The sequence below is a fragment of the Streptococcus mitis genome, from assembly GCF_047462815.1.
GTDB lineage: Bacteria > Bacillota > Bacilli > Lactobacillales > Streptococcaceae > Streptococcus > Streptococcus mitis_DO.
On record NZ_JASHFB010000007.1, the window covers coordinates 1 to 25,928 of the forward strand.

Below are 25,928 nucleotides of genomic sequence, written 5' to 3' on the forward strand. Positions count from 1 at the left end.
TGTTTTGTCATAGTAGACCTCATTTCTAACTCAAACGTCTCATACTTAATTCCACCATAAAAATCCGTTTTAGACTAATTTCCACTTTGGTCAGGCAAGTGGAAGTTACTTTGAGAAGTTAGCATAGAAAAGAGGAAAGATGGATATTTGGATCTACTTAGTAAGAGTTGGAATACTATTGTCTATGCTTATTTTATTTATGTTTTTGATTTATTGGATGTTTAGTCATTTGATAATTCTGTTTGTATTTGTATTGTTTGTGTTTTTTTTGCGATTATCACATTAAAGTAGAGAGGAAAAGGATTTATGTTGAATGTGTCAATGGGACTTCGTTTGTATCGAGAGAAGAATAATAAGTCGGAAGATGATTTAGCAAATTATCTAGGTATCCAAAAGAAAGCATATAAACGCTATGAAAGTGGAGAACGTGAGCCTGGTATTGATAAACTTTACAAGCTAGCAAAGTATTATAACTGTGCGATAGATGATTTTATTAATGTTGATGAAAAATTCACTGTGAAGCGTGAAGAAGTTTTGTCAACAAAGGATTTAGATAATCTAGGGTGTCACCATCAATTTTCTCATGGATTGGTAACAATGTTGAATAAAGGGAAAAGTTATGAAGAAACTATTCGCTTTGCTGATGATAAGACTAAGTATGTTTTAAAATCTGAAGTAAAACAGTATTTATTGAATTTAGCAGCTAGGATTGATAAGAATTAGAGGAGAGGTGAGTAAAATCGTATTTGTTGAGTGGAAGGGAGAAGATGATGTAAAGACTTATTCCGAAGAATGGATTCGTAGGGAATATTTACGAATATACAGTAGATTTTGTTGGAATTTGAAAATATATGCCCATGTTAAGAGAGGTGCTGATGTCTATGTATCGTCAAAAAGAAGTTGTAAAGAATTATGTGATAGGTTGCATGCTATGGGGCAAGTAACTAGCAGTTATTATCAGAAGATTGATCAGAAGATTGATCGTACATATAATTGTTTTTTAAAAATAGGGGTGATTAAGGAATTTTAGTTGATAAAATTAGAAAAAAGATGTATATTTAATATGGTTTATTTAAAAATTCTAAAGGAGAATAAAATGAAAATCATGAATGAAGTTAAGAAAGTTATGTTGGCTAGTGTTATCGCAACCGCAAGTGTTGGAGTAACGACACAAGTTACTGCAGAAGAAGTAAAGCCTTCAGAGCCAAATTCAGGTAACCAACAGAAGACTGCAACTCAAAAAACAGTTACAGAAACTGATGTCGCACTCTCTCAAGCAAATGTGGAACAGGTAAACGCAGTTGTAAAAAAACAGGAGGAGATTGTAAAATCTAATCAAAACAAGGTAAACGATGCAGAGAAAGTAGTTGGAGAAGCTACAGAAGCTGTCACTCAAGCGGAGAAAGCTGTCAAGGAAGCTACTCCTAAAAATATCCAAGACGCAAAAGAAGATGTCTCTGCAAAAGAAATTGCTGAGAAGAAGGCTCAAGAAGAACTGACCTCTGCTGGGGATCAACAAAAGCTAGCTGAAAAGAATGTTACTGATCAGGAAGCAAATGTCAAAGAAGCTACTAGAAAACTTGTTGACAAAACAAAAGAAGTTACAGATGCAAAACAAATTGTAGCTGAAAAACAAGCTATTTTAGACGGCACTGGAGTTTCAGGCATTGTTGCCAATGCTGAAGCAGCTAAGCGAAACTTAGAAATGAGCGAAGAAGCTGAATCACAAGCTCGACAAGATTTGGTGACTGCTAAAAAAGTGGATGATCAACGTGCTTCTAAACTGAAACAGGCAGAAGCAGAGGTAACGAGTACGGAAGGAACTAGGTTGGTGAAAGCGAAGGAGCTAGATCAAGCAACCACTCAAGCTATTAACGCTGAAAATCAGTATCAAGTAGCTAAAGAGAATCTATCTAAGGCTCAAAGTATCCTGGATAGTCTGACAACGACCTCTATCACTTATCCTGCTGGCTATGTAGAAGCTTTAAAGGCTTACTTCAATAACCCCACTGAAGAAAATTCAAATAAGTTACAAGAAATTGCCAAGAAAGGAATGACTGCTGCTGGATTTAGCTCACCAGATGGTGGTGAGACTTATTACGGTAATCCAAACTCTCCATTTAAGCAGAGTGAAGCAGATAAAAAGACTGTGATTGCTGATGTCAATCATTTATCTGCTGAAGTTCAAGATGAACTTGCCATTTTCAATGCACATTTGATTAATGATTTCCGTCGATTGATGAGAACAGATGATATTCCAGCCTTAGTGAATCGAGATATGCAGAAAGTGGCACAGAAAGCAACTCAACTATCTACTAATCAGTACGGCCATGACCTAGATGCTTTGAACACTGTTGCGAAAGAAGTTGGTTTAAATCAAGGTAATCAAGGCCTGCTTGCTGAAAACATTGGCTTTCAAAATGCAGGTGATGTAGTAACATTAGCTGATCTGAAACAACAGGCATACAACAACGTGATTATGATGCTGTTTTATGATAAGCATGCTGATTGGGGCCATGCTTTAAACTTTGCAGGACTAGATCGTAAGTCAGTCACTCTACAATATATCGGTGTAGCAACTCGAAAGACAGATCTTGGTTTGATTGCGATGCACTATGTTGGAACAGATTCTAAAACAATTGATTTGCTGAAAAATGGTTTCCATCAAAATGTAAAAGTTGATACTAAGAACAATTTAGCTAGTCTTCAGGAAAGAATTCAAGTAGCTAGAAATTCTGTGGCACAGGCTCAGGATACTTATGATACTGCGAAAACGAATCGTAAGGATGCGCAAGCTAGAAAAGAACAAGCACAGACAGAATATACTCAAGCAGAAGTTACTGCGCAAAATGCAGTGACTAATCGTAATGACATTCAGAATATTGCATTAAAAACTCCTGAAGCAGAAGCTAAGTTGAAGCAGGTCGAAGCAAACCTTAAAAAAGCTGGTTTAGAAAATAAACAAGCGCAAGATGCTTTGGAACAGTTGAATGCAGACGTACAAAACAAACGTGAAGCACTTGCGTTAGCTAAAGATAAACTAGCTGAAAAACAAACTGAATGGAAATCGCTGAATGAAGCTTTGACTACTGAGAAAGAGGAATTGATTGTTAAACAAGGTGAACTTAATCGAATTAAAGAACTTGTTCTCAATCGTCAAGCCTTACTTTCAAAATCAACGGAAGCCTTGAAAGCATCAAAAGAGCGAGTGGAAGTTTTGAAGAAAGCTCCTCAGCTATTAGAAAAGGCAAAAGTTAATCTTGAAGCTGCTCAAGAAGTTTTGAAAGAAAAGAAATCAGCTCTTGAGTTAGCACTAGCAAAACTAGGAACTGCAAAAGCAGAACAAAGAAAGGTATTAGAGGATCATGAAGAGTTGTTGGCGGCTTATCGTGATTATCTGGAAGCACAGCAAGAAATTAAGCATCAAAAAGAGTTAGAGGCTCAGAAGGCAAGTATTGAGCAAGCTGGAGGTCATCCGATTCCAGTGATTCAAAATGGCAAGATTGTAAAGTATGTGCAAGATCAAGTTAAAAATCAAGCGTCAGAAGTGAAAAATCCAGTCTATCAAGCACCTGCTGCAAGAAATGAATTACCTAATACAGGAGAAAAATCATCTAGTCTTTGGTTCTTTGGAATGGTAACTATTTCACTTTTAAGTTTGTTGAAAATCAAACGAGAATCTAAGGAAAATTAAATTAAGTAAAGTCATCAAGGTTTCTTGGTGACTTTTTTGTTGGAGAAAGAAATGGAAATTATATATTTTAGGGCGAGAGCTCCTTCAAATTATGTCGAAAGTGAATAATATTGAATACTGTATTAAAAATTAAGGAGAAAAAATGAAATTTAATAATGAGACACGAGCATTCGGATCAATCCGAAAAACAAGACGATGGGGAACATGTGGAGTGATTCTTGGTTTAGCTATCTTAGGCTTGATGACCAGTCCAGTTAGAGCAGATGAACGAGTAAATCCAAATCCTGCTACAAATGCGAAAAGTTTACAAGACTTCCCAACGGTGGATTCTACAACCGACCAAGGTAGTGCAGAAAAATCAACAGGTTCTGTTGAAGTTACTGTGGGTAGAGCAAAAGTAGAATCTGCGGTATCTACGGCTAAAGAAGTTGGTTTGACGGTTACGGAGACTGAGGTTGATGGTGGTTTGGTAGCTAATCCAGATGAGTTAGCTAAGAAAACTGCTGAAATTGAGTCTAACTATTACAAACAAGCCAGCACTGTCGTAGATGAGTCTAAGAAGTACAAAGAGGAAGTAGAAACTCGTAAAGAAGAGATTCAAACGATTACTACTGAGAACAAGGAGAAGCAAGACTCTTATAACAAAGCCAAAGCTCAGTATGATAAAGATTTAGAAGACGCTACTACTAAAAATGCTCAGATTGATAAAGAAAATCAAGAAAAAAATGAGCGTTTAAAAGCTGAGAAAGAACGTGTAGCTAAAGAGAATGAGCGTATCAAACAAGAAAATGCTTTAGCTAAAACTAATTATGAAAAAGCAGTAGAAGAAAAAGATAAGAAAGACGCTGCTATTGATAAGGAAAATGCAGATGCAAAGAAAGCTTATGAAGAAGCTTTAAACCAGTGGACTATTGAAAAAGGGAAGTCTGAGGCTGACTTAACTAAGTATAAAGAGCAGTTGACTCAGTATGAGAAGGATTTAGCAGAAGTAAAGCGTAAGAATGAAGAGATTGGTAAAAATAACTTTGCCAATAAAGAAGCTTATGTGAAAGCAGTAGAAGCTCGTAAAAAAGAAAACGAAGCTATTCTAAAAGCGAATAAAGAAGCTTTAGATGCTTATGAGAAAGCTTTAGCTGAGTTAAACGCTAAGAATAGTGAGATCGATAAGGAAAATGCTAAAGCTACGGCTAGATACAATGATGATATGAGTGATTATCAAAAAGCTCGTGAGGAATATGAGAAAGCTTTAGCAGAGTACCAGAAGAAGGTTGCTGAGTACAATTCTTTAACTCCAAAAGGGGAGGTCAATGGCGTTAAGGTAGTTGGTGATTTTGATGAGTCAAAAAGAGGCTCAATGAACTACTATTCTAAGTTGACTGCTATATTTGATGGAGATAAAACGCTTGAAACGGTAAATGGGGTATTAGGTGCAACTTCTGCAACTACCCTTACTCTAGATAATAACTTACAAGAAGATTCAATGTCTATCAATTCTGAAACCCGTACTTACGGTGGTACTGTTATTAGGGGTATTCAGCAAGGTTCCAAATTTACGTTACATAACATAGGTACAACGAATACCGGTAAAATTATCTCGGCATCTTTTGTTTCTAGAAATACACCTACCCCAGAACATAGGCTACCGAATAACCCAGAAGTTTATACTCGTCTGTGGGTTTGGTGGAATAAGAAATCCAAATCAGGGACTGGGATTTCTCCTATTGGTTTACATGCTCAAAACTATTTGGATGTAGACTGGGATATTAACTTCTTTGATGAGAGAACTAAGAAACCAATAAATTTGGGATTAGTAAACATGTTCTCTGACTTGGATTTCAATCAAGCTAACCGTTATACTTACGAAGATGGTTCAACAGGGGTTATTTTAAATCCTCCAGGTTCGAACGTTCAGGAGAAGGTTGTTAGAGGCGAGACTTTCTGGGCAGGTGTATATACCGTAGGAGTAGTTGATGCAGATGATATTAGTGGATTAAATCGCTTTAAAAAAGGAGATCCTTTATATGGTGATAACCGATCTGATGAGAGTACTCCTTCTGGAACGTATGCTAGTGTAGGTAAGGGTACACGTCACCGTATTCAGTATCTAGCTAATGCAGATTGGGGGTTAACTCCTTATTCAGAGTCTGCTTCTGCAGCGTATAGAGAGTACTGGCATAAATCTGATGCTAAAGAAGGTAAAGCTCCAACATCCGACCATGAAATTTTCAAATCTGCGTATGGATTCACATTATGGGGTGGTAATTCTGTAGTTACACAGTTAGTTCCTCCACCGTCTCCGGTAAATATACCAATTCCACCAAGCTTAATTCAAAAGGATAAGGATTCTATTGAGAAACCTACACCTAAGCCGTTATTACCAGAAATTCCACCAGTATCTGATACAGGTGAGATTCCTTTGCCAAAAGAACCTCCTAAACCAGACGAATTTACAAAACGAAAACCTTTAGAACCTGAGTATAAGGAGAAGGATAAGACACCATTGACACCTCCTACGGAGAAACCTTTATTAGCTTCACCAAAAGATGAACCAGATACACCTCACGTTCCTATTCCGAGTGAACCTCCAAAACCAGACTTAAAACCTGTGCCAAATGAGGTTGCACCAAGAGAAATTGAGGTTACCTACACTCGCTTGAGAACTACGCCAACTGTAGAAAAGTTAGTTAAGAACTCTGCAGGTACAAATGTAAATAATTCGTCAGTACCTAAGTTATCAGAAGTTGTTTGGGAGTTGAAAACTAAACCTCTTGCAGCAAACAGAAAAGAAACTACAATTTATGAACTAACAGACAACCTACCTCAAGGATATCGTTTAGATTTAGCAAAAACTGTAGCTCAAAACTCAGATTTTACAATAACTTATGATAAAGCTAAACATCAGTTAAAAGGGTTATTGAAGTCTGAAGGTTTAGCTAAAGTTAATTTGGATTTAACTAAAGTATTTACCGCACCTGTTCTTAAAGTGTATGGTACAGTAACGAATGATGGTGCAATCTATAAGAACAACTTCCGTTTGAATTTGAATAATGAATTTGAGTCTTATTCAAATATTGTTAAGGTAACAACCCCAGGTAAACCGAATGATCCAGACAATCCGAATAACAACTTGATCAAACCTCTCAAACACAATCATAATAAGGATGGTGTTATCATCGATGGAAAGACAGTTCTAGCTGGTTCAACGAATTACTACCATATAACCTTGGATTATGATCAGTATAAAGGGATAAAGGCAGATCCATCTGCTATTCTAAAAGGCTTTGGTGCGATTGATGATTATCCAGAAGAGGCAGTGACTATTAATAAATCAGATATTCGTTATATTGATAGCGAAGGAAAAGAAGTTTCTGGTATTTCAGTGTATCAGTATGATTCTATTGAAGCTGTTGATAATGATAAAGTTAAAGCCTTTCTAGATAGTTCTGAGATTAAGCCTAAGGGAGCTTTCCAAGTATTTTTAGTGGATGATCCAGAAGTTTATTTTAATCAATATATCAAAGCAGGAAAATCTGTTACAATTATTGATCCAATGGTAACTAAGGAAGAATTGCGAAATACAGGAAAATCATTTGAGAATACGGCTTACCAAGTTGATTTCGGTAACGGATATCAAACTGATAAAGTTGTAAATAATGTTCCTACTGTTAAACCAGCCAAGAAGAATCTGAACAAGGCAGGTGTGAACATCGATGGGAAACAAGTCTTGGCAGGCTCTGTCAACTACTACAAGGTAACGGCAGATTATAGCCAATACAAGGGAATTGAAGTAGATAAAGACCGTATTGGCAAAGGATTCTATATCGTTGATGATTACCCAGAAGAAGCAGTTACGATTAATCAAGCCGGTGTACAAGTGACGGATTCTAAAGGTCAAGTAGTTAAAGGTTTGAAAATGGCTCTTTATGAGAGTCTGGATAAGGCACCAACAGGTGTCCAAGAAGCCCTCAAGTCTAGTCATTTCACTCCAAAAGGAGCGATTCAAGTATTCGAGGCAGAGAATCCAGAAGAGTTCTACAAGACCTACGTGCAAACTGGAGAAATTCTGACCATTACCAATCCAATGACTGTTAAGAAGGAATTAGGTCAAACAGGTGGTAAGTATGAGAATACAGCTTATCAAGTTGATTTTGGTATGGCTTATATAACTGAAACTGTAGTCAATAATGTTCCGAAGATTGAACCTAAGAAAGATGTGGTGATTGACCATCTAAGTAAAGAAAGTTTAGATGGCAAAGATGTCAAGCTGAATCAAACGTTTAATTATAAATTAGTTGGTTCCTTGATACCAAAAGATCGCTCAGAACAGTTATTTGAATATAAGTTTAGAGATGACTACGATGAAACACATGATGATTATCAGAGTATCTATCAAGTGTTTGCGACTGTAGATTTTGAAACAAGTGATGGCCAAAAATTTAAAGCTGGTGATGAATTAACTAAGTTCACAAGTCAAGTAGTAGACAAGGCTAAAGGTAAAGTAGATATTAGCTTTGATGATGCTTTCTTGAAGTCGATTTTAGAGACATCAGAGTTTCAAGCAGAAGTATATCTACAAATGACACGTATTCAGTCAGGAACAGTAGAAAATACTTACTCTCATACAGTTAATGGTGTGGAAGTTGTTTCCAATACGGTTGTGACTCATACTCCAGAAGAACCAAAACCACAAGAACCTAAGAATCCTTCATTGCCAAATACTGGTACAGCTTCTAGTATGCTTGGATTTGTTGGAACTGGTATTTTGTCTATGTTAGGTTTAGTGGGAATTAAGCGTAAAAAAGATTAAAATATTGTTGTTAGGACGATAATAAAACAGGAATTATCGTCCTTTATTTTTTAAAAGAAAAAAATGTAAGTAGAAAAGGAAAATAAAAAAATGGCAAAAATTAAAAAACTCCCTGTGGGATTGAATGTGATTGGATCTAAAGTTGTTGTGAGTCCGAAGTTTCGTGAAGTAGTCAATGGTTCGTATGATGATTTTGTACCTTTCCGAGAATTTGAGATTTCAGGGGATAAACAAAGTACGGTAACTATTCGTGTATATGGTTTGGCAAATTCTGATGTTCCGAAAACAAGAGGTCTTACATTTGTTAAGTCAGTTTCAGGGCTTAATATGGTGACACGTTTGGTTGGCACAAAAGAAGAGATTCAATTTGAAGCAACTGAATTGCGTTTTGAAAAATAAATTATAGGAAATAGGAGAAAAAAATAATGGCTTTTAGTATTCGTAAATTTAATAATGCAGAAATTCCTGTTGATGCAAAAGAATTGCTTGGTAAATTGCAATTTATCAGTTTTATTGAAAATTTTAAAATGGTAGATGGTTCACCTGTTGATTATCCAACGCATGCAGAAGTTTTTTCGGATAAAATGCAAGAAATTATTCCAGTTAAATTGGAAGAAGGTATCTCTGTAGAAGATATTCCTATGATGTCTGAAGTTGAACTTGTTGGTGATGTCACAATTTGGATTTATGAAGATTCATATACAATTTCACGTGGAAACAACAATGTTTCTGAGGTCAAAGGTCATGCTTTTGCTTTACGTGCTGAAAATGTTAAGCGTGTAGGTGGAGGTCAACCTAAACAAGAACAGAAGCAGGAACAAAAAGCTGATCAAAAACAGGAACACAAGGGATAATTTTTAAAGGAGAAAAGATATGAGTTTACTTCCTGCTTATAGAGGAGTTAGGATTCTTCCTTTTATGGAAAAATTAAGATACTTTATCTTTTCTTTTTTCTTTTTGTTGTTTAGTCCAATTTTAGGATTTTATATTTATCAAAATTTAGAAAAACTAAAAAATGTTGATGTTCCTTCGATAGTGATTGTCAGTTTGATGGTTATAGTATTTAGTTTGATTAGTCTTTATTTGACTTGGCTTTCACAAGAAAGGTTATTTTATTTTCAAAAGAGGGAAAGGGAATCTAAGCTAGCTTTCTTTTTGAGGGAAAATGGTTATACCTATACTAAAAAGGTTAAGACGGATTCAGGAACTAGAGATAAGGTTGTTTTTCCTGTTGTTTATATGAAGCAGAATCGGTATGATTTGGAAATTGCTTTTAAAATGGCTGGGAATAAGTTTCAAGATAAGTTTAAGAAGATTGGTTCAGATTTAGAAACAACCTTTTTTATGGACTTTATGGAAGTTCAGGATGATATTAAATTTAAAACTTATAAACTTGCATATTCTGCGTTTTTGAATCGTATTAAGGTAACTGATGTAAACTATTCTGATAAGGGTATTCAACTAATGAAGAATCTCTATTGGAATCCTGTTGATGATCCACACTTACTTGTGTGTGGTGGTACTGGTGGAGGTAAGACAGTTCTTTTAAGAACTCTGATTCGTGCTATGGCTAAAGTTGGAGTAGTGGATATATGTGATCCTAAACAAGCTGACTTTGTTACTATGTCGGAGCAGAAAGCCTTTGAAGGTCGTATTTCTTATGAGGTTGAAGATATTGTTTCTATGATTGAAAGAGCAGTTCAAATTATGTTTGCTCGTTATTCTTATATGCGTAAAAAACGTGAAGAAAATGGCGATAAGGATTTGAAAAAGTTTTTTGAATATGGACTTGAACCTTATTTTTTAGTTTGTGATGAATATAATGCCTTGTGTGCTATGCTGGACTTTCAAACTAGACAGCGCCTAGATAATGCTATGGGTCAATTCTTGCTTCTAGGAAGGCAAGCTGGTTGTTTTGCGACAATAGCTATGCAGAAGCCTTCAAGAGAAGATTTAGGCTCAAAGCTACAAGCGAATATCAATTTCCGAATTTCTGTTGGTCGATTGGATGAGGTTGGATATGATTTAGCTTTTGGAGAAGTCAACAGGAATAAGGAATTTAAGTACGTTAAGTACCTGGGCGGTAAGCGTGTTTATGGTCGTGGGTACGCTAGCGTGTATGGAGAAGTCGCAAGAGAGTTTTATTCTCCTTTGTTAGAAAAGGGATTCTCTTTTACTGATGAATATGAGAAGATCGAACGACGACAAAATCCTTTCAATCCTCTTGAAAATCCTGATGATCAATTATCAGAAGAAGAAAAAGAAAATATTCAAGCTGAAATGGAAGCGCAAGAGGAATTGCAAAAAGGAGAGGTAAAGAAGGCTAGTCCTGAAATGGTGCAAGCCTTGTTGTCTAGTAAAGAAGAAAAAAATGAAGAAGTATTGGTAAAAACTTTTGCGTATGCTTTGGAACTTGGTGTTAGTGCTGGTTCTATGAAAAATTTGATTGATAAGTTAGATGGTATTTTAGAATTTGAAAAAGAAGATAAAGTAGTTTTCTTGAATAAAGTTCAACGTAATATTGTTAAAGACTTGTTTGAATTGAAGAAGATTACAACGCAAACTTGGAATCAAATACTGGAAGATTTTCCGTTTGATGAATATTGATTTAATTGGTTGTGAGGGGATTTGATTTGACAAGATACCCCAAATGGGGTATACTTTAGATACTAAGGTATGGTTCATTAGAACACCAAAGCCCACAACTAGTGCCAATAGTTGTGGGCTTTTTTACGTTCTATGAAGATTAACGGGTATATATGGGCTGGCGATGCTTATTTTTTGCCATCCAACCACTTACAAATGAAATAGAGGATAATTCCAGCTATTACATTTGCCATGATGGCAATAAGGAGCTCTAAGGTATGACTCATTATAATACACCTCCTCTCTCGCAAAAATTTGCTTAAGAGAAAAGCATTGCTCAACGATTATATCACATTTACACTAAAAAAGACGGAGGTTTTAGAAAAAAACACCGCTTTTTTGTGTCCTTTGGAGTGGTAACGGAAAACAATCAGCGCTTATTTTGAATTAGGATTCCAGATAGGAGCGTATAACAGCCTTTTTTGGGGTACTGTGCTAGTTGGTGCAATCCAGCTTGCTAGTAGCTAGTAGCAGGAGCGAGGAAGCAAGTGCGACGAGCGACTGCGTGTACTAGCGTGTACTAGCAGGCTGGATTGTGCGAATTAACCCCCTATGACTAATAGGGGGGTAGAAGATGTGCGTAGAAGCATAAAGCATTGATAATACTGACTTTTTGGGCTTAAAAAATGCAACACTATTGAAAAGTAAGGAGAAATATGGAATTTGAGAATCTAAACAAGGTGCAAAAGATGTACGCTTTTTCAGATCAAGAAATGTCTAGCTATTTAGAAATAGATAGAGCAACATTATATAGATGGAAAGAAGCTGGTGAGATTCCTGAGTCTTATGATTTGAAAGTGAATGCGTTGATAGCTTTTAAAGAAGGTGTGCGAGATAGTGGATTTTCTTTGGAAGGAAAGGTTGACTATGTGAAGGTTACATTTAAAACGCAAGATTATATTGATGTGATAGCAAAGGTATTGTGTCTGCAAAATAAGCCTTTTCTTGAAGAAGAAAAGGGTGGTTCAGGATATGATACAAAATATACTTTTCAAAATATCAATCTTTTCATTTCAAAGAAAAGGGAAGATATGGGCTGTATGATTGAGTTAAAAGGACAAGCATGCAGACAGTATGAGTGGTATTTTGAAAATGAGCAGAAGTCAAGCTGGAGGGATTTCTTTATTCGTTGCTTTGAGTATGAGCGTGCTATTTCACAAGGTGAAGGGAAATTTATGAATATTCCTCGGCTTGATATTGCTCTAGATGAAAAATATAACGAAAATGGAAATTTTGAACTTGGTAAACTGGTTGAACTTTGGGATAGTGGTTTGGTTGAAAGTCGATTGACAATGAAACAGATTGAAGATAATGGTCAATATGGGAAAGCAAAAACGATTTACTTTGGTTCTCGTCAGTCTGCTTATCATTTCTGTTTTTATCAAAAGGATATTGAGCAGGCAAAGAAGCTAGGTCTTGATATAGATTTGATTCATTCGTCATTGAAATTCAAAAATCGTTATGAAGTAAGAATGTGTGATGATGTCGCTTTGGACTTTGTTAGAAAATCCTTGAATGAAAAAATTGATATGGCTAGACTTGCTGTTTGGGTGATTAACAGTAAGATAAAAGTATTTGAAAGACTGAATGGAGATAAGATTCTGAATCGTGAGTGGTATTCACTTCTAGGTGAAGTTGATAGAATTGGTTTTTCAACCTCACCTGTAGAAACTGGTTTCTTTGACAAACAGTATAGATGGCTGAATGAGAATGTTTCAGGTGTGACTGCTTTGATAAAAAAGTGGGAGAATATTACTGGTGATAATAAGCTAAAGAAGATTCTCTTTGATGGAGAAATAAGTGATAAAAATTGGAAAAAATTGGAGCAAGCGAGGGTAGCTTATGAGAAAAATCTACAAGAAAGTAGGTACTGATTCTGTAGTAGTAAATAACAGTAACTTGGTATGTTCAACTGATCGTGGGCTAAAATCAATTAGTCATTATTTACCTTCATTTGAAGGGAATGAAAATCTAACAGTTATACCTATAGAATCTGAGCGAATGTTTTTGCCTTATTTTAAAGATTATGTGATTGACTGGTCAAGAATGCCTGATGAAGTGAATGCGATTCTTGATATTAAGAAGAAGGCAGATTGAGAGGTCAGTATATGAGTAAGAAAAAAATTACTGATGAAAAATTGAGGAAGTTAGTTTTTTTAATTCCTGCTCGGTATTTCTATGAAGGGGTTGTGACAAGTGATAAAGCTAGAAATTATCAAGATTACATAGATATTCAATGTCAAACCTATAGAAAGACTAAAAATCGTAAAGACTGGCAAGAGGTAAAAAGGCTTACTAAAGAGTATGATGAATTTTTAGCAAACAAAGTAGATATTAAGCGAAAGTTGCTGCTGTTTGGGTTGATGAAACGTGATCAGAAAGAAAGACAAAGTATGTATTTGTTGCTGGTTAAGAGGTATCATTTAGAAAGATGGGTTTAGAATATGGAGAAATTTCATGAAAAGTTAAAAATGTTAAGGAAGAAAAAAGGACTTACACAACAAGAGGTTGCTAAATTAGTTCATGTTGAACGAGGAGTTTATACAAACTGGGAACTTGGAAACCGTAATCCTAACTATGAAAATTTAAGTATGTTAGCTTGTGTATTTGATGTTTCGATTGATTATTTGTTAGGTGATTATTTGGAAATATCCAAAGAGAGATATTTAAAAATCAAAGAAAGTGATTTAATGAAAACTTCAAACGTATTTCCTCAAAGACTCAAAGAATTACGACTAAAAAAGGGGTTGACACAAACAGAACTAGGTGAAAAAGTAGGAGTAAAACAGAGCACATTCACAAATTGGGAAAACGGAAAAAGAGAACCCAATTTTGAAACAATTATTAAGATAGCTGATTTACTTGAAGTTTCAGTAGATTGGTTATTTGGGAGAGAATAGATGAAAGTTAAGAAACGTTCCCCAGCTTTATGGCTGAATATATAAAAAAAGCTAAAGAAGAAAAGAGGTATAAAAAATGGAATTACAAGGAAAAGATAAGCAAGTTCTTGAATATGCAAGTGAACTTGCGAAAAAATTGAAAGAAGGTGATTTCAAGTCTGCTTACAAGGTAGCAGGTGATTTGCACTATCTTTTAAAAGGCGAAGGGGATTTAACTTTGTCTGAAGAAGTTGTTGAGGAAATTAGGAAAGATTTGAAAAGCTATTATTCCATGAATTATGAGTATAATAAGGTTTCAAAACGTGCATTTGCGATTGGTTGCAGTTTTGAGCGTTCAGCTTCAATTTAAGTAAAGGAATGAAGGAAGTCAAGTTTGGCTTCCTTTTTTATTTGGAAGGAGAAAAAATGAGTATTAAAGTCGTCTATGATAAGTTTTCTGATGTATGTAAGTATTACAATTTTGGAAAAAAGTTGCTTGATGAACCTGCAAAGATTATTGAACGCTTAGATGAACATTTTGACGGTGTAGAGTTTGGACAATTTGATGGTAGCAATCCTGATAATGTGTATGTCAATTCGTTTACCGAAGTTGATACGCAGGAAGCATTGATTGATTTTGCAGGTATTTTGAATCATGGAGAATATGAGCAGTTAGTCAATGAAGATCGTTTGTCTGCTTATGTAGAAGAACATGAAGAAGAAATTGCTAGTCGTTTAGGAGATTCCTATGTGTTTCTTGGTCACGAAGGCGATAGCTGGTACTTCTTGCAATAGAAAATTGCTAGTGGTGAATATGGCTTCAAGAGTGTTGATTAAGAATCCAAAGAATGGAAGGCAGGCTTGGTTTAGCTTGCCTTTATATTTTGGAAAGTTGTCAGTGATTGGTTTGAGTGGTTCTTATGATGAACAGATTGAAATTGTTGATTATGAGGGCGATTCATTTATTGGATATGGTGTCTTTACTGTTGCTGATTTGGAACAGTTGAATAGACAAGTAGAAGGCTAGTTAAGAAAGGAGAAAATATGGACTTAACAGCTTTAATTATGGATAATCGGACAAAGAAAGTAAAACAATTTTCTTTGCCTGTTGATCTTGAATATGTTGCTTCTGAATTTGGATATGATGTAGAAGATGTTTCTATAACGATTCAATCCATTGAAGAATTGTCTGATTTAGAAGTTGAAAGAAGTCCTTTATTTGTGGTAAATGAACTTGCTGAAAACGTGGAAGATGTTGATGAAGATTTGGTTCTATCATTTATTGAATCAGAAAGTTCTGATCCAAAATATTTAGCAAGTGTAGATTTTGATGATTGTAACTTATATCCTGATGTTGCTACTGATAGAGAATTAGGTGAATATCTTGTAGAAGAAGTTGGTGTAGAACTTTCTAAGGAAAAACTACTTCTTTATATTGACTATGAAAAATTTGGTCGTGATGTTCGTTTGGAAGAAGGTGGTAGCTTTGTAGATAAAGGTTACTTTGTATCAAGATGATAGCGAATATAAGGGTTTTAAGGGAAGGAAATTTTGAATTTCTCTGTGAACTAGATATTATGAAGTACAGTCAAGAACAGGTTCTTGAAAGAATAAATGAAAGAGGAATTGACAAAGACAACTTTTTTATTTGTGGGATTTCTGATTGGGAAGTGGATAAAATCATGTCGTTAGACGAGGTTTACTTGCTGAAGAAAGCAGTGTTGGAATTATATGATGGTGATGAATACATTGTCAAATTTCAATTACAGCGATATATTTCTGTTACAAAAATTGCAACTACTTATTATAGATTTTGTTCTAAAAATGAAGTTGATACAATTTTTGAATTGACGAAAGAGTTAGATTATAAATCGGTTGTTGATTATTTTTTTCAATGTGGGAATTGGGTGACAGTATTTCAAGGATTCGTAGAGCAGGGAGAAATCTTAAATACTCCTATTGGATTCTACAAGAAAGTTAATTTGTAAACATAGAAAGGAAAAAATGAGAAATTTATATTTAAAGAAGCCAAGAAAAGAAAAGCAAGTAAAAATGAAACAGATAAGTCAGAAAAAATCGAATCGTATTTTTTTAGCAGGCTTATCTGTTTTTATTCTTTTCTGTGGTTTTACAATGTTTGTTTCTTTAAGGACAAGTTCAAAAATGATGGATAGATTGACAAATTCACCAGTTGTTGAATCAAAAAAGGAAACAGATCGTAAATTGGAACAATTCTTAGATGGATTTGTGAGTAGATATTTTACCTATAATTCACAAAATGGCTCTAGTGAAGATGATGTAGCGAAGTTGAATGAATACTATGGAAGTATTCCAGAAGTTAAGAATCAAGGTCAATCGAAGCAGGAAATGTGGGTAGTTAGCGCTCGTATGTTACTTGCTAAAGATGGTATAGCTGTATATCGTATTGTTTATGATACAAAAAAAGATGACAAGAATCAGCGTGTAGGTACAGAATTCTCGATTCCATACGGAGAAAAAGACGGTAAATACTATGTATCTGGTTTACCATGGTTCTCTCCTGTAAGTGATTTTAAAGCTAATGGTGTGGGAAAAGAAACTCATTTGGCTTTACTTGATAATGATGAAATTGGGGAAGGTAAAAGAAAGAAATTAGTTTCGTTCTTAGAATTATTCTTTAAAAATTACACAACTAGTCAAGCGAATTTAGATTTAATCTCTAAAGATATTAAGTCGATTGGTGGTGCAACATTTAAGAGTTTAGATTATACCTACTTTAAGGAAAAAGATGGGAAAATCTTGGCTTATGCTCAGATTACTTTAGAAGTAGCTGGCTCAACTCATAGCGAGAACTTTAGCTTTGAGTTAAGAGAAGATAAAGACAGTTATTTTGTAGAAAAGATGGATCATACAATTCCATTAGATTACAACAAGAAAGAAGAAAAAGGAGAATAAGATAGATGGCATTATTTAGTTTTTTAGTTTCTAAGTTTGGTATTCCAGCAGTAGCATTTTTTGCAGGAATGAAAGCATTGAAAGCATGGAAAGAACAGCAGTTAGGAAAATTGGTTGTTATTATTTTGGTTGCAGGATTTATTCTTTTCTTTTTAGAAAATCCTGAAACAGTTTTAAATGCAACTAAACCTATTTGGTCAAAATTGATTGAAGCAGTTAAGTAGGAATGAAAAATGGAAAGAAAAGACAAGAAGCTGTATGTCTATACAACAGCATTTAGACAGCCTGTTTGGGTGCATAAATTAAATGAAGAATTTAGTTTACCATTTGCAATTAAAATGTCTGCGATTGTCTATTGCCTAGTAATTTTAGTGTTAGCCTGGTTTTTACTAGGCTTTATTCCTTACCTTGATTGGGGTTGGCGCTTTATGGCTGCTGCATTTACTGGTTGGAAACTTGGGAATCTGTTAGCTGATTATAAGTTAGATGGAAAGACATTATTTAGATTTATTTATGAGTATTTGATTTTTTGGAAGGAATACGATAGTCAGCGAAAGAAAATATATATTTGTAAAGGAATAAAATATGAGAAAGTGAGAAGTATCAAACGTGGAATTATCAAATAATATTTGGTCGGTTGCTGATGGTTTGATTCTGTTAAAAGATGGAACGGTTTTATCCGTATTTGAAATTGAATCACAAGTTGTCAATACGATTGAAGAAACGAAAAAGGAGACTAGTAAGGATATTGTTTATAATTGTTTAGCTAGTTTGGCAGAGTACAATGATTTAAGTATTCATAGTTTACATATTGACTTAGAGTTGGCTAAGAAAATTGCTTTGTTATCACAAGATATTGAGCAAGGTCAAGGGACAAGTCCTTTAGGAAATTACATTGTATCTACAATGAAGTCACGATTGGAAGAAGAAGTAAGCTATCTCTTTGAGTATAAGCATTATCTTGTAGTTCCTTTGAAGTCAGTTAATGTAACCTCGGACTTTAAACTAACTGTTGAACAGACGATAGAAACTTATCGTAAAAATGTGATGAAAATGGTTGGTTTTGAAGAACTACCAAAAGTTGATTGGTGGAAGGCTTGGCAAAATCAGAAAGATGTGATTCAAACTAAAATCCATGCTTTGAACGTGAAAGAAGTTTCAAAAGCTGATTTAGAATTATTGAATCGGCTTCATTTTCTTGGTGGTCAAACCTATGATAAAGAAAGTGAGTTGATTGCACTTGAAAATTCGATTGAGAATGTAGATGAAACAATTATTGAAGTTGTTGATGGGAATGCTTTGAAATTGACCAATGGTCAGGAAACAAGTTATGTAGCGACAATTCCTGTTGTTTCATATCCTAAAAATGTATCTTATCTTCATTTACAAGAAGAACTCCAAAATCTTGAATTTCCTGTTGATAGTATGTATAAAATCCGTTTTTCAACTCAAAAAGGTTTTTTCTCACTTTTATCCAGGGCAAGAAACAAGCGTAAGAATCTTGGTAATACGGTAAATGAAACAGCAGAAAATGATGATGTTCAAAAGATTGAAGTTTTGGAAAGCCATCAGTTGTTAGAAGATTTTCAGGAGAAACATGATAATAAAGAATTGATGATTACTTATCTTCATACCTTAACCATTACAGCAGACAGTTTGGAAGAATTGAATCTTAAATTTGATATTCTGTTTGCACGATTGAAGGAATTGGAAGTAGAAGTTGTCAAGGCTGTTGCAGATCGGGTATATCTATTCTATAAGAGTAGATTGACAGAAATTCTTGATAATAAAAAGGAATCATTCCTTCAATATGGAAGCTTACGTGGACTTTGTGAGAATTTAATGTTTACGACTAAGAAGGTTGGAACAGAAATTGGTTTTCCTATTGGTCGAGTGGATAATGAGATTTCTTCATGGTATGGAGATTTTCAAAAGGCTCTTGATTCAAGTACAAACATTGTATTTTCAAATTTATTACAAGCGAATAAAGTTGGAGTGAAGGGTAAGGAAACAAGCAATCCTCATACAGCTATAACTGGTTCAACTGGAAATGGTAAGTCATTCTTAACTAAGTTATTATTTACCTATCATTCTTTATTGAAAACAAAAGTATTGTATATTGATCCAAAAACAGAAATGAAAAAACAATATTTAACTGTGTTATCTGAATTGGAAGAAAATGATGAATTTTATGAACTTCAAGAATATATCAAGTCAATCAATTTTGTGACCTTGGATATGAAAGATAAGAATAATAGAGGTGTTCTTGATCCATTCTCATTCTTACAAGATGAAGCTGAACTAACAGAGTTAGCAACTGTACTTGTAGGCTCTGTATTGGATAAAGATACCTATATCAAGGTTCAACCATACTTGTTAGATTCGATTGACAAAGTGATTGAACGAAGGAAAGCTGGTGAGAAAGTCGGTATGTTACAAGTCTTTGATGAATTAGAGAAAAATTCAAAAGAAGATGTTGAGACTGCTGGATATTTCTTAAAAAGAATTTCAAAAAATTCTTTATTGTCACTTTGTTTTTCTGATGGAAGCCAAAATGTTCTGAAGGTTGATAATAAAATTACAATCGTTGAAATTACTGGTTTGGATATGCCAAAAGGTATAGATAAAGATGAAATGACTGAAAGTCAATTAAGAAGTTTGACTGTCATGTATTCTTTAACTTATTTCTGTGCGATTTTTGGTGAACGTGAAAAGGACAAGGAAACAATGTTATTCCTTGACGAAGCATGGCAGATTATGTCAACTCCTGCTGGAAGGCAGGTAGTGAATCGAATTAAGCGTACTGGACGATCATTCAATAATTTCTTAGTGCTGGTAACTCAATCAGTAAGAGATTTGAAAACAAGTGAAGATGGAACTGGATTTGGTACAGTATTTGCTTTTCCTGAAAATTCAGAAACAGAAGCTATTTTGAAACATTTGAGAGTAGAAGATAACGATTCTTCACGTTCTTGGCTTGAAAATCAAACAATGGGTCAATGTATCTATTATGATACGTTTGGAAGAAAAGAGCGCATTACAGTAGATGGTACACTTTATCCTATTTTAATGAAATTATTTGAAACAGTAGAAACAGAATTAGTTGCTGTATAGGGGGAGGAATATGAGAAAAAATATTTTACTAGTGTTTATTTGTTCTTTCTTTCTTCTTCCTGCTTTTGTAAAAGCTGATTCTGTTAAAGATATTCTTCCAAAAAATAACTTTGATATTATTGAATTTGATAGGAACACGAATAAGCCTAAACTGGTTGATCCTTCTGATAATGCTAAAAAAATATTAGACAAGGTTAAGAAAGAAGCAGAAGAAAAAGAGAATCAAAAGAAAAAGGAAGCAGAAAATAGCAAACTAACTTATGGGAATTATAAGTCTAAGATGTCTGATTTAACAAGTAAAGTTTACTTTGATAAAAAATTTTTTGGATTTGATTCCAATGTCAATTATTTCTTTAATTCTCTAGTTCAGTCTGTTTTTTGGCTTGGGAAACTTGTTTTCTATGTAGTTGCACAAGTTTATATTGCTGTTGAAGGAATGAGTGATGTTAGTGGATTATTGAATGAAACGGTAAGAAATTCTAGTAAGGTATTTTCTTCTTTGTTTAGTCAAGAAATTATTTATATGGTTGGTGCAAGTATGGCAGTTTATTTACTGTATCTATTTGCGACTGGAAAAGGTAGTTTCTTCAAAACGTTGATAAAAATGTTATTGATTTATACTTGTATTGGAGTTTATTTCATTCAACTTAATGTAAATGGTCAAAATAAGTATTTGATAACTCATGTCTATGATAGTTTTAGAACAACAACAATTACCTTGAATGGGGAAATTACAAAAACTTTAACTGGCGAAAGTAAAAATGGAGTAGAAACATATTTTTCTGAAACTTTGTTGAAGGGATATAAGTATATGAACTCTCCTGTAAATGAAGATGGTTCATTTCTTCTTTCTGAAAAAGAATTTGAAGATTTAGCTTCTTATAAGCAGGGGGATGGAGATCATTTAGTTGGCGATAAAAAAGTCAAAGATCTTGCAAAAGATAAAGATCCTGAAAATAAGATGTTGAAAAATGAGTGGGGCTTAAAATTTATGTATGCCTTTGCTTCTGATGTCGATATTATGGTGATGGGAACGATTTATTTATTGTTAGGGTGGTCACGATTCTTCTTTTTAATCGTTTTTATCTTTTTGATTGTATTGTTACCATTTATCCTTTTGTTAAGTCTGTTTCCTAAGATGGAGCATTTATTGATTGGATTCAATAAAAAAGGAATTTCAATGCTTGCTTTATCATCCATTATGCTTTTAGCAACTAGTATATTTTCATTCTTTTACAATACTTTAACTGAATTTATCTCTACTGCTGTAGGTGGTGATTTACTAGTTACAGTCTTTTTTAAAGGTGTATTATTGTTTCTAATGTGGAAGTATAGACATTCGCTTTTATCAGCATTTTCAAGAGTAACCAATAGTCCTGTTGGTAAGATTGGTCGAGAAATAAGTAATTCTCAGTCTGTTCAAAAACTGAAAGAAAGATTGTCAAAAACAGGTAAGACTGGTTTGAAAGCAGGTGAAAACGGACTCAAAGTTGGTGGACAGCTTGCTAAAGGTGGATTGAAGATGGGTAAAGATAAGTTGAGTGAAAATCTTAAAACTTTACGAAAACAAAGTCCATTGGTGGAAAAGGTTGCTGAAAAAGGTGATGTGATTAAGAATCGAATGAATTCGATTAAGGAACATAAAAATAGTTCAGTCAATGCTTTAAAAGAAAAAGGCAATAAGGCTTTAGATAAACTCTATGGAGTACGAGCCAATGCCTTTAAAGAAGGTAGTGATGATAGAAAAGTTTTGAATGAGAAGAAAAGAATCAAAAAAGATAGAGCTAAAAAATTTGCTGATCAGAAAAATGCTTCTCGTGAGTCAATTCAACGGCTAAAGGAAGAACGGTTGAAGAAAGTTCAGAAGCCATTTAAAGAGAATCAGGAAGGCTCAGTAAAACAGAAATTGCAGACTCTGAAAACGGTCAATCCAAAGTCTGTGGAAAGAAGAAAAAACGTTGTAAAAAATCCTAAAAATGAAGAAATAACTTCTAAAGCAATTTTAAGTAAGCAAACCAAAATATTGAAAGCTAAAACAAGGAAAAAGGTTGAAATTTAATGGGTAACAAAACAGCGAAACGCTTTGGATTCTTTTTCGCAAGTCTTATACCTACGTTTTTAGTGATTATCTTAATTCTTCTAAGCGTTATCGGAGTTATTTCTGCTGGTGGTTCATCTGATTCTACAACTGGAAAAAGAACACGATTAACAGCGCAAGAGGTGTCTCAGAAGGCAAATATTTCTGTTGAAAGAGCAGAAGATGTCATTAAGATTCTAAACTGGCAACTCTCTAAGGAGAAATTTACTTTAGAGGGTGCTAGTGGTTCACTTGCCAATGCTGAAAGAGAAAGTGACTTTGATCCTAAACTAACGAATCCATCAGGTGGGGTTGCTGGTTATTTTCAATGGTCGGGTTGGGATAATACTATCAATGGTGATAGATGGAGAAATGCTAGTTCTCGTACTTTAGATAGTACGGTGGAATTGGAATTGATGTCTTATGAGTTGAATCATGGCTATAAAAAAGTCAAAGACTATATGCAAAAGGCGACTGATCCTTTTGAAAGTGCAAAATATTGGTCTGAACATTATGAAGGTGTCTCACTTTCAGACGGTCAGACAAAATTAGGGAAGCTGGAAAAGGATAGTAAGAAGTGGTATGAAGTCTTTAAAGGTACGATTGAATCCGATGGTTCTTCAGGTGGGAACGCAATAGCTGGTAGTATTGATGTGCCATTTGGTCAAGTTTCAACTGATTTACCTAGTGGATATTCGATTGATAAGGAAATTACAAAAGAAGGCTATATTACTCAGTCTTATCCTTATGGTCAATGTACTTGGTATGTATTCAATCGAGCAAAAGAATTTGGAATACATTTTGATCCATACATGGGGAATGGTCGAGACTGGGCGCATAAGTCAGGATATGAAGTAACGAATACTCCTACAAAACATTCTGCTCTTAGTTTTCAAGGGGGGCAAGCAGGCAGTCATAGCTTTTATGGCCATGTAGCCTTTGTCGAAGATGTGAGAGATGATGGTTCAATTTTGATTTCTGAATGTAATGTAATTAAACCAATGCAAGAAACAGGAATTACTGATTATCGTGTATTTACTGCTGAACAAGCAAAGAATTTTTATTATGTAATTGGAAAATAAAGAAAAAAGAGGAAAAAAATATGAATAAAAAAATTGTAACACTAGTTTGTGTAACTGTATTAAGCGGCTTTGTAGCTGGTGTAAATGCTGATGAATTAACTTTGGGTGGAAGTGTAGCTTCTAAACAAGATACTGCTGGTTTAGTTGTGGCAGAACAGCCAAAAGAAGAAAAGCCTGATGTTGTCCCTGCTATTCAAACTGAAGGTGAGAATCTTGATTTAGGTAATAAAACAGAAAAAGATCCTTCACAAGATAATACAGGAGTTGTGGTAGAGCCTACAACTCCATCTGAAAAGCCGAAGGAGGAAAAACCAAAAGAAGATAAACCTTCTGAAAATCTTGGAAAAGATTCTGAGAAACAGCAAGAAAAGGATAATACAGGAGTTGTTGTAGAACCTAAAACTCCATCAGAACAGTCGAAGGAAGAAAAACCGAAAGAAGAAACGCCAAAAGAAGATAAGAAGCCTACTGTAGAAGATACTCCTGAAGTTAAGGAAGCAAAACAAAAAGCAGAAGACAATGTGGGTGTGAAGGAAACTGATGAACCTAAACCATTGAATGTCACTAAAGAAGAAATCAAAGAACAGCCTATTGAAACGAATACAGGTCATACAGTTGTATCTACCAATCAAGGGAAGGTAGTAGTTGAAACAGAAGAAGGTGATTTTCAAGAAAAAGAACCTTATGAAATTGGCGCTGTGAAGCAGTCTGACGGTACAATCGCTTTGAAAGATAAAGAAGGTCAGTTAAAAGTCCTTCCGAATACTGGGACAGCTAGTACAATCTTCACAACTATTTGGGGATTTGTAGGATTGATTGCGACAGTTTTGGGGCGACGTAAATTGAATTAAGGGAGACAGGATGAAAGAGTTGTTTAGAATTTTGAGAGAATCTGATAAATTGGGGTATAAATTATCTGCAATTTGTGGAGTGAATTGGCTGCTAGGTCAGTTGTTTAAATGGCAATCTTTAGTGTTTGAAATGATAGCATGTGCAATTCTGATTAAGAAAATATCAGCAATACTTGAAATTAGTTCAAATTATTTAGGATTTTTAATGGTTATTTTTATCTTAGCTGTTTCCTTTTCAAAATTGCGTTTTGGTGTTGAGAGATTCATTTATTCATTTTCTGAAGGTATTGTGTTAGTCTTGATTTTTTCAATCGTAGTGGATTTTCCATTTCAAGAGAATGAATCTTCATTATGGATTTTAATAGCTCTTATTAGCATTGGTATTTGTCAGTTTATGAAGTGGTTTCAAGCAAAACTTTTTCAGCGTTATCTATTCAAAAATATCTTAAACAAGGCCTACCTTGGAATTCGAAAATTAAAAGATGAGTTACCTCCTAAAATCAATCTTTTTACGGAAGCAGGTCAAAGTGATGCAAATCAGCGAATGGTTATGATTAATAAACGTGTAGTAAAAGAGACTTATCAAGGAATTGTAGAGTTAAGTTTTTTGAATGTTGAAAGATTTACTGGTATTGCTTATTATAGAGAAGCATGGAATGGTGTTGAAGCTCCTTTGAAAAAAAGATTTTCTGATGTAGATGAAATGTATCATTTAGTGTTTAGAGTATATCCTTTTGGAAAAAGAATAAATTTATATTTCAAATTGATTCGATTAGATTTAAGTCGAAGAAAGGCTTTTACAGTGGAAGGTGTAAAAGTAAGATTAGTAAATGAATAAGGCAGAGGAAACTTTGCCTTATTTTTTCTTTTTAGGAAATATGATAAGATAGAAAGGAGCAAAATGGAAAATATTTATTTAGGTTTAGCTTATTTTACGTTTGTTTTGACTTGTGGTATATTTTTTTTATTAGTATTTATATATTTTAGGATTAATTCACTTAAGTTAGAATTAAAAAAGGTATCAAGGAATTTTGATGATTTAGTTAGAGAGAATGTTGTCTTTTTGGAACAAATAATAAAGCATTAGAAAGTTCATCGGAGAATGATAGTATGGAGATAGAACGTTTATCAAGAAAGTGTGATAAGATAGTAAATGTTTTATTTGAATATCATCATTTATTTGTAAAACTTAATGAACGGATACCAAAATAGCGGATACTAGGAAGAAAAGGTCAAGAATAAGTCAGAAATGGATTATTTTGTTTTTTGTGATATAATAAAAGAAAGTGAAAGGAGAAGGAATCATGATTAAAGAATTTGGTGTGACAAATTTGGAAGTAACCAAAGAAGATATTTCCAAAAATCCTAACAATCCAATTCTGCGTATGTATGATGATGAAGAATTGATTGGTACATTTAGTATTCTTACTGGTGAAGTCTTAGAGGATTTTGACTTGGCAGATTATGATGTTCGATTTGCTCAAAAACAAATTGAATTGAATCGTGATAACTACCTTGAAACGTGGAAGGACTACGTGGGGTTATTACATGCCTAAGTATTCTTTCTTAAAGTATGGTATTGAGATTCGTCCGAACGAACACAACCATAAAGGTCAGAAGGCTCATATTCATATTTATATTCATGGCGAGGAAGTTGGATCAATGTTTTTAAATGGTGAACTTCGTGATGGAAAGTTAAAGTCAAAAGATATGAAAATAGTAAGACAATATGTTTTAGAAAATGCAGATGAACTTCAGGCTTTATGGAATGAGTACCAAAAAAGTGCATATTAAGAACTAAAAACAAGTCATAGATGGCTTGTTTTTTTGTTGTGTGAAGGAGT

At 34.2% G+C, this 25,928-nt stretch carries 25 protein-coding genes; all 25 read left to right on the top strand.

The features are described from left to right. Positions 1-306: 306 nt before the first annotated feature. The 25 genes from QM865_RS04715 to QM865_RS04835 all read left to right on the top strand — a co-directional run bounded on the left by QM865_RS04715 (position 307) and on the right by QM865_RS04835 (position 25,878). The gene (locus QM865_RS04715) at positions 307-723 is read left to right on the top strand and encodes a helix-turn-helix transcriptional regulator (RefSeq protein ID WP_414306128.1); all 417 of its coding nucleotides are present in this window, start codon (positions 307-309) and stop codon (positions 721-723) included. Between the two features lie 373 nt (positions 724-1,096). Continuing rightward, positions 1,097-3,694 (top strand): SEC10/PgrA surface exclusion domain-containing protein, encoded by a 2,598-nt coding sequence (locus tag QM865_RS04720; RefSeq protein WP_414306129.1) that lies wholly within the window; start codon positions 1,097-1,099, stop codon positions 3,692-3,694. A 142-nt stretch (positions 3,695-3,836) separates the two neighbouring features. Then, positions 3,837-8,501 carry an SspB-related isopeptide-forming adhesin gene (locus QM865_RS04725; protein ID WP_414306130.1) on the top strand — a complete coding sequence of 1,555 codons (4,665 nt, stop codon included), beginning with the start codon at positions 3,837-3,839 and terminating at the stop codon, positions 8,499-8,501. Positions 8,502-8,591: 90 nt separating this feature from the next. Next, a complete protein-coding gene (locus QM865_RS04730; protein WP_271630922.1) occupies positions 8,592-8,900 on the top strand; it encodes a hypothetical protein in 309 nt (102 codons plus the stop codon). Between the two features lie 26 nt (positions 8,901-8,926). Beyond that, entirely contained in the window at positions 8,927-9,355 is a 429-nt protein-coding gene (locus tag QM865_RS04735) for a hypothetical protein (protein ID WP_414306131.1), read from the top strand. Between the two features lie 19 nt (positions 9,356-9,374). Next, complete coding sequence (locus tag QM865_RS04740) at positions 9,375-11,108, top strand: FtsK/SpoIIIE domain-containing protein (RefSeq protein ID WP_414306132.1); 1,734 nt, start codon at positions 9,375-9,377, stop codon at positions 11,106-11,108. Between the two features lie 728 nt (positions 11,109-11,836). Continuing rightward, a complete protein-coding gene (locus QM865_RS04745; protein ID WP_414306133.1) occupies positions 11,837-13,021 on the top strand; it encodes a replication initiation factor domain-containing protein in 1,185 nt (394 codons plus the stop codon). Continuing rightward, the gene (locus tag QM865_RS04750) at positions 12,990-13,244 is read left to right on the top strand and encodes a hypothetical protein (protein ID WP_070657136.1); all 255 of its coding nucleotides are present in this window, start codon (positions 12,990-12,992) and stop codon (positions 13,242-13,244) included. Before QM865_RS04745 ends, QM865_RS04750 begins: the two co-directional genes overlap by 32 nt. Positions 13,245-13,255: 11 nt before the next feature. Beyond that, entirely contained in the window at positions 13,256-13,588 is a 333-nt protein-coding gene (locus QM865_RS04755) for a hypothetical protein (protein ID WP_414306134.1), read from the top strand. Between the two features lie 3 nt (positions 13,589-13,591). Beyond that, the gene (locus QM865_RS04760; RefSeq protein WP_414306135.1) at positions 13,592-14,047 is read left to right on the top strand and encodes a helix-turn-helix domain-containing protein; all 456 of its coding nucleotides are present in this window, start codon (positions 13,592-13,594) and stop codon (positions 14,045-14,047) included. 76 nt (positions 14,048-14,123) lie between these two features. Beyond that, complete coding sequence (locus tag QM865_RS04765) at positions 14,124-14,396, top strand: hypothetical protein (protein WP_414306136.1); 273 nt, start codon at positions 14,124-14,126, stop codon at positions 14,394-14,396. A 56-nt stretch (positions 14,397-14,452) separates the two neighbouring features. Beyond that, entirely contained in the window at positions 14,453-14,821 is a 369-nt protein-coding gene (locus tag QM865_RS04770; protein ID WP_414306137.1) for a hypothetical protein, read from the top strand. Between the two features lie 19 nt (positions 14,822-14,840). Then, positions 14,841-15,053: a hypothetical protein gene (locus QM865_RS04775; protein ID WP_414306138.1), complete on the top strand. Its 213-nt coding sequence runs from the start codon at positions 14,841-14,843 to the stop codon at positions 15,051-15,053. Positions 15,054-15,070: 17 nt separating this feature from the next. Then, positions 15,071-15,544 carry an antirestriction protein ArdA gene (locus QM865_RS04780; protein WP_414306139.1) on the top strand — a complete coding sequence of 158 codons (474 nt, stop codon included), beginning with the start codon at positions 15,071-15,073 and terminating at the stop codon, positions 15,542-15,544. Beyond that, positions 15,541-16,014: a hypothetical protein gene (locus tag QM865_RS04785; protein WP_414306140.1), complete on the top strand. Its 474-nt coding sequence runs from the start codon at positions 15,541-15,543 to the stop codon at positions 16,012-16,014. The genes QM865_RS04780 and QM865_RS04785 overlap by 4 nt, the downstream gene beginning before the upstream one ends. A 16-nt stretch (positions 16,015-16,030) precedes the next feature. Next, the gene (locus QM865_RS04790; RefSeq protein WP_414306141.1) at positions 16,031-16,960 is read left to right on the top strand and encodes a conjugal transfer protein; all 930 of its coding nucleotides are present in this window, start codon (positions 16,031-16,033) and stop codon (positions 16,958-16,960) included. Between the two features lie 5 nt (positions 16,961-16,965). Then, positions 16,966-17,184 (top strand): TcpD family membrane protein, encoded by a 219-nt coding sequence (locus QM865_RS04795; RefSeq protein WP_136937002.1) that lies wholly within the window; start codon positions 16,966-16,968, stop codon positions 17,182-17,184. A gap of 9 nt (positions 17,185-17,193) precedes the next feature. After that, on the top strand, positions 17,194-17,586 hold the full coding sequence (locus QM865_RS04800; RefSeq protein ID WP_060805768.1) for a TcpE family conjugal transfer membrane protein: 393 nt from the start codon (positions 17,194-17,196) through the stop codon (positions 17,584-17,586). Continuing rightward, the gene (locus tag QM865_RS04805) at positions 17,570-20,074 is read left to right on the top strand and encodes an ATP-binding protein (protein ID WP_414306142.1); all 2,505 of its coding nucleotides are present in this window, start codon (positions 17,570-17,572) and stop codon (positions 20,072-20,074) included. Before QM865_RS04800 ends, QM865_RS04805 begins: the two co-directional genes overlap by 17 nt. Positions 20,075-20,084: 10 nt before the next feature. Then, positions 20,085-22,133 (top strand): hypothetical protein, encoded by a 2,049-nt coding sequence (locus QM865_RS04810; RefSeq protein WP_414306143.1) that lies wholly within the window; start codon positions 20,085-20,087, stop codon positions 22,131-22,133. After that, on the top strand, positions 22,133-23,233 hold the full coding sequence (locus QM865_RS04815; RefSeq protein ID WP_414306144.1) for a phage tail tip lysozyme: 1,101 nt from the start codon (positions 22,133-22,135) through the stop codon (positions 23,231-23,233). Before QM865_RS04810 ends, QM865_RS04815 begins: the two co-directional genes overlap by 1 nt. A gap of 20 nt (positions 23,234-23,253) precedes the next feature. Then, positions 23,254-24,084, top strand: a complete 831-nt coding sequence (locus QM865_RS04820) for an LPXTG cell wall anchor domain-containing protein (RefSeq protein ID WP_414306145.1) — start codon at positions 23,254-23,256, stop codon at positions 24,082-24,084. Positions 24,085-24,094: 10 nt separating this feature from the next. Continuing rightward, the gene (locus QM865_RS04825; protein ID WP_414306146.1) at positions 24,095-24,922 is read left to right on the top strand and encodes a hypothetical protein; all 828 of its coding nucleotides are present in this window, start codon (positions 24,095-24,097) and stop codon (positions 24,920-24,922) included. Positions 24,923-25,388: 466 nt separating this feature from the next. After that, positions 25,389-25,640: a hypothetical protein gene (locus QM865_RS04830; RefSeq protein WP_084919846.1), complete on the top strand. Its 252-nt coding sequence runs from the start codon at positions 25,389-25,391 to the stop codon at positions 25,638-25,640. Further along, positions 25,633-25,878 carry a DUF4160 domain-containing protein gene (locus tag QM865_RS04835; RefSeq protein WP_414306147.1) on the top strand — a complete coding sequence of 82 codons (246 nt, stop codon included), beginning with the start codon at positions 25,633-25,635 and terminating at the stop codon, positions 25,876-25,878. Before QM865_RS04830 ends, QM865_RS04835 begins: the two co-directional genes overlap by 8 nt. The last annotated feature ends 50 nt before the right edge of the window (positions 25,879-25,928 follow it).

Bases quoted from the DNA above. Each gene is read 5' to 3' on its own strand.
- QM865_RS04795 (WP_136937002.1), top strand. From the start codon at position 16,966: ATGGCATTATTTAGTTTTTTAGTTTCTAAGTTTGGTATTCCAGCAGTA.
- QM865_RS04775 (WP_414306138.1), top strand. From the start codon at position 14,841: ATGGCTTCAAGAGTGTTGATTAAGAATCCAAAGAATGGAAGGCAGGCT.
- QM865_RS04735 (WP_414306131.1), top strand. From the start codon at position 8,927: ATGGCTTTTAGTATTCGTAAATTTAATAATGCAGAAATTCCTGTTGAT.
- QM865_RS04785 (WP_414306140.1), top strand. From the start codon at position 15,541: ATGATAGCGAATATAAGGGTTTTAAGGGAAGGAAATTTTGAATTTCTC.
- QM865_RS04725 (WP_414306130.1), top strand. From the start codon at position 3,837: ATGAAATTTAATAATGAGACACGAGCATTCGGATCAATCCGAAAAACA.
- QM865_RS04770 (WP_414306137.1), top strand. From the start codon at position 14,453: ATGAGTATTAAAGTCGTCTATGATAAGTTTTCTGATGTATGTAAGTAT.
- QM865_RS04820 (WP_414306145.1), top strand. From the start codon at position 23,254: ATGAATAAAAAAATTGTAACACTAGTTTGTGTAACTGTATTAAGCGGC.
- QM865_RS04830 (WP_084919846.1), top strand. From the start codon at position 25,389: ATGATTAAAGAATTTGGTGTGACAAATTTGGAAGTAACCAAAGAAGAT.
- QM865_RS04755 (WP_414306134.1), top strand. From the start codon at position 13,256: ATGAGTAAGAAAAAAATTACTGATGAAAAATTGAGGAAGTTAGTTTTT.
- QM865_RS04740 (WP_414306132.1), top strand. From the start codon at position 9,375: ATGAGTTTACTTCCTGCTTATAGAGGAGTTAGGATTCTTCCTTTTATG.
- QM865_RS04715 (WP_414306128.1), top strand. From the start codon at position 307: ATGTTGAATGTGTCAATGGGACTTCGTTTGTATCGAGAGAAGAATAAT.
- QM865_RS04760 (WP_414306135.1), top strand. From the start codon at position 13,592: ATGGAGAAATTTCATGAAAAGTTAAAAATGTTAAGGAAGAAAAAAGGA.
- QM865_RS04745 (WP_414306133.1), top strand. From the start codon at position 11,837: ATGTACGCTTTTTCAGATCAAGAAATGTCTAGCTATTTAGAAATAGAT.
- QM865_RS04780 (WP_414306139.1), top strand. From the start codon at position 15,071: ATGGACTTAACAGCTTTAATTATGGATAATCGGACAAAGAAAGTAAAA.
- QM865_RS04810 (WP_414306143.1), top strand. From the start codon at position 20,085: ATGAGAAAAAATATTTTACTAGTGTTTATTTGTTCTTTCTTTCTTCTT.
- QM865_RS04765 (WP_414306136.1), top strand. From the start codon at position 14,124: ATGGAATTACAAGGAAAAGATAAGCAAGTTCTTGAATATGCAAGTGAA.
- QM865_RS04720 (WP_414306129.1), top strand. From the start codon at position 1,097: ATGAAAATCATGAATGAAGTTAAGAAAGTTATGTTGGCTAGTGTTATC.
- QM865_RS04790 (WP_414306141.1), top strand. From the start codon at position 16,031: ATGAGAAATTTATATTTAAAGAAGCCAAGAAAAGAAAAGCAAGTAAAA.
- QM865_RS04750 (WP_070657136.1), top strand. From the start codon at position 12,990: ATGAGAAAAATCTACAAGAAAGTAGGTACTGATTCTGTAGTAGTAAAT.
- QM865_RS04835 (WP_414306147.1), top strand. From the start codon at position 25,633: ATGCCTAAGTATTCTTTCTTAAAGTATGGTATTGAGATTCGTCCGAAC.
- QM865_RS04800 (WP_060805768.1), top strand. From the start codon at position 17,194: ATGGAAAGAAAAGACAAGAAGCTGTATGTCTATACAACAGCATTTAGA.
- QM865_RS04825 (WP_414306146.1), top strand. From the start codon at position 24,095: ATGAAAGAGTTGTTTAGAATTTTGAGAGAATCTGATAAATTGGGGTAT.
- QM865_RS04730 (WP_271630922.1), top strand. From the start codon at position 8,592: ATGGCAAAAATTAAAAAACTCCCTGTGGGATTGAATGTGATTGGATCT.
- QM865_RS04815 (WP_414306144.1), top strand. From the start codon at position 22,133: ATGGGTAACAAAACAGCGAAACGCTTTGGATTCTTTTTCGCAAGTCTT.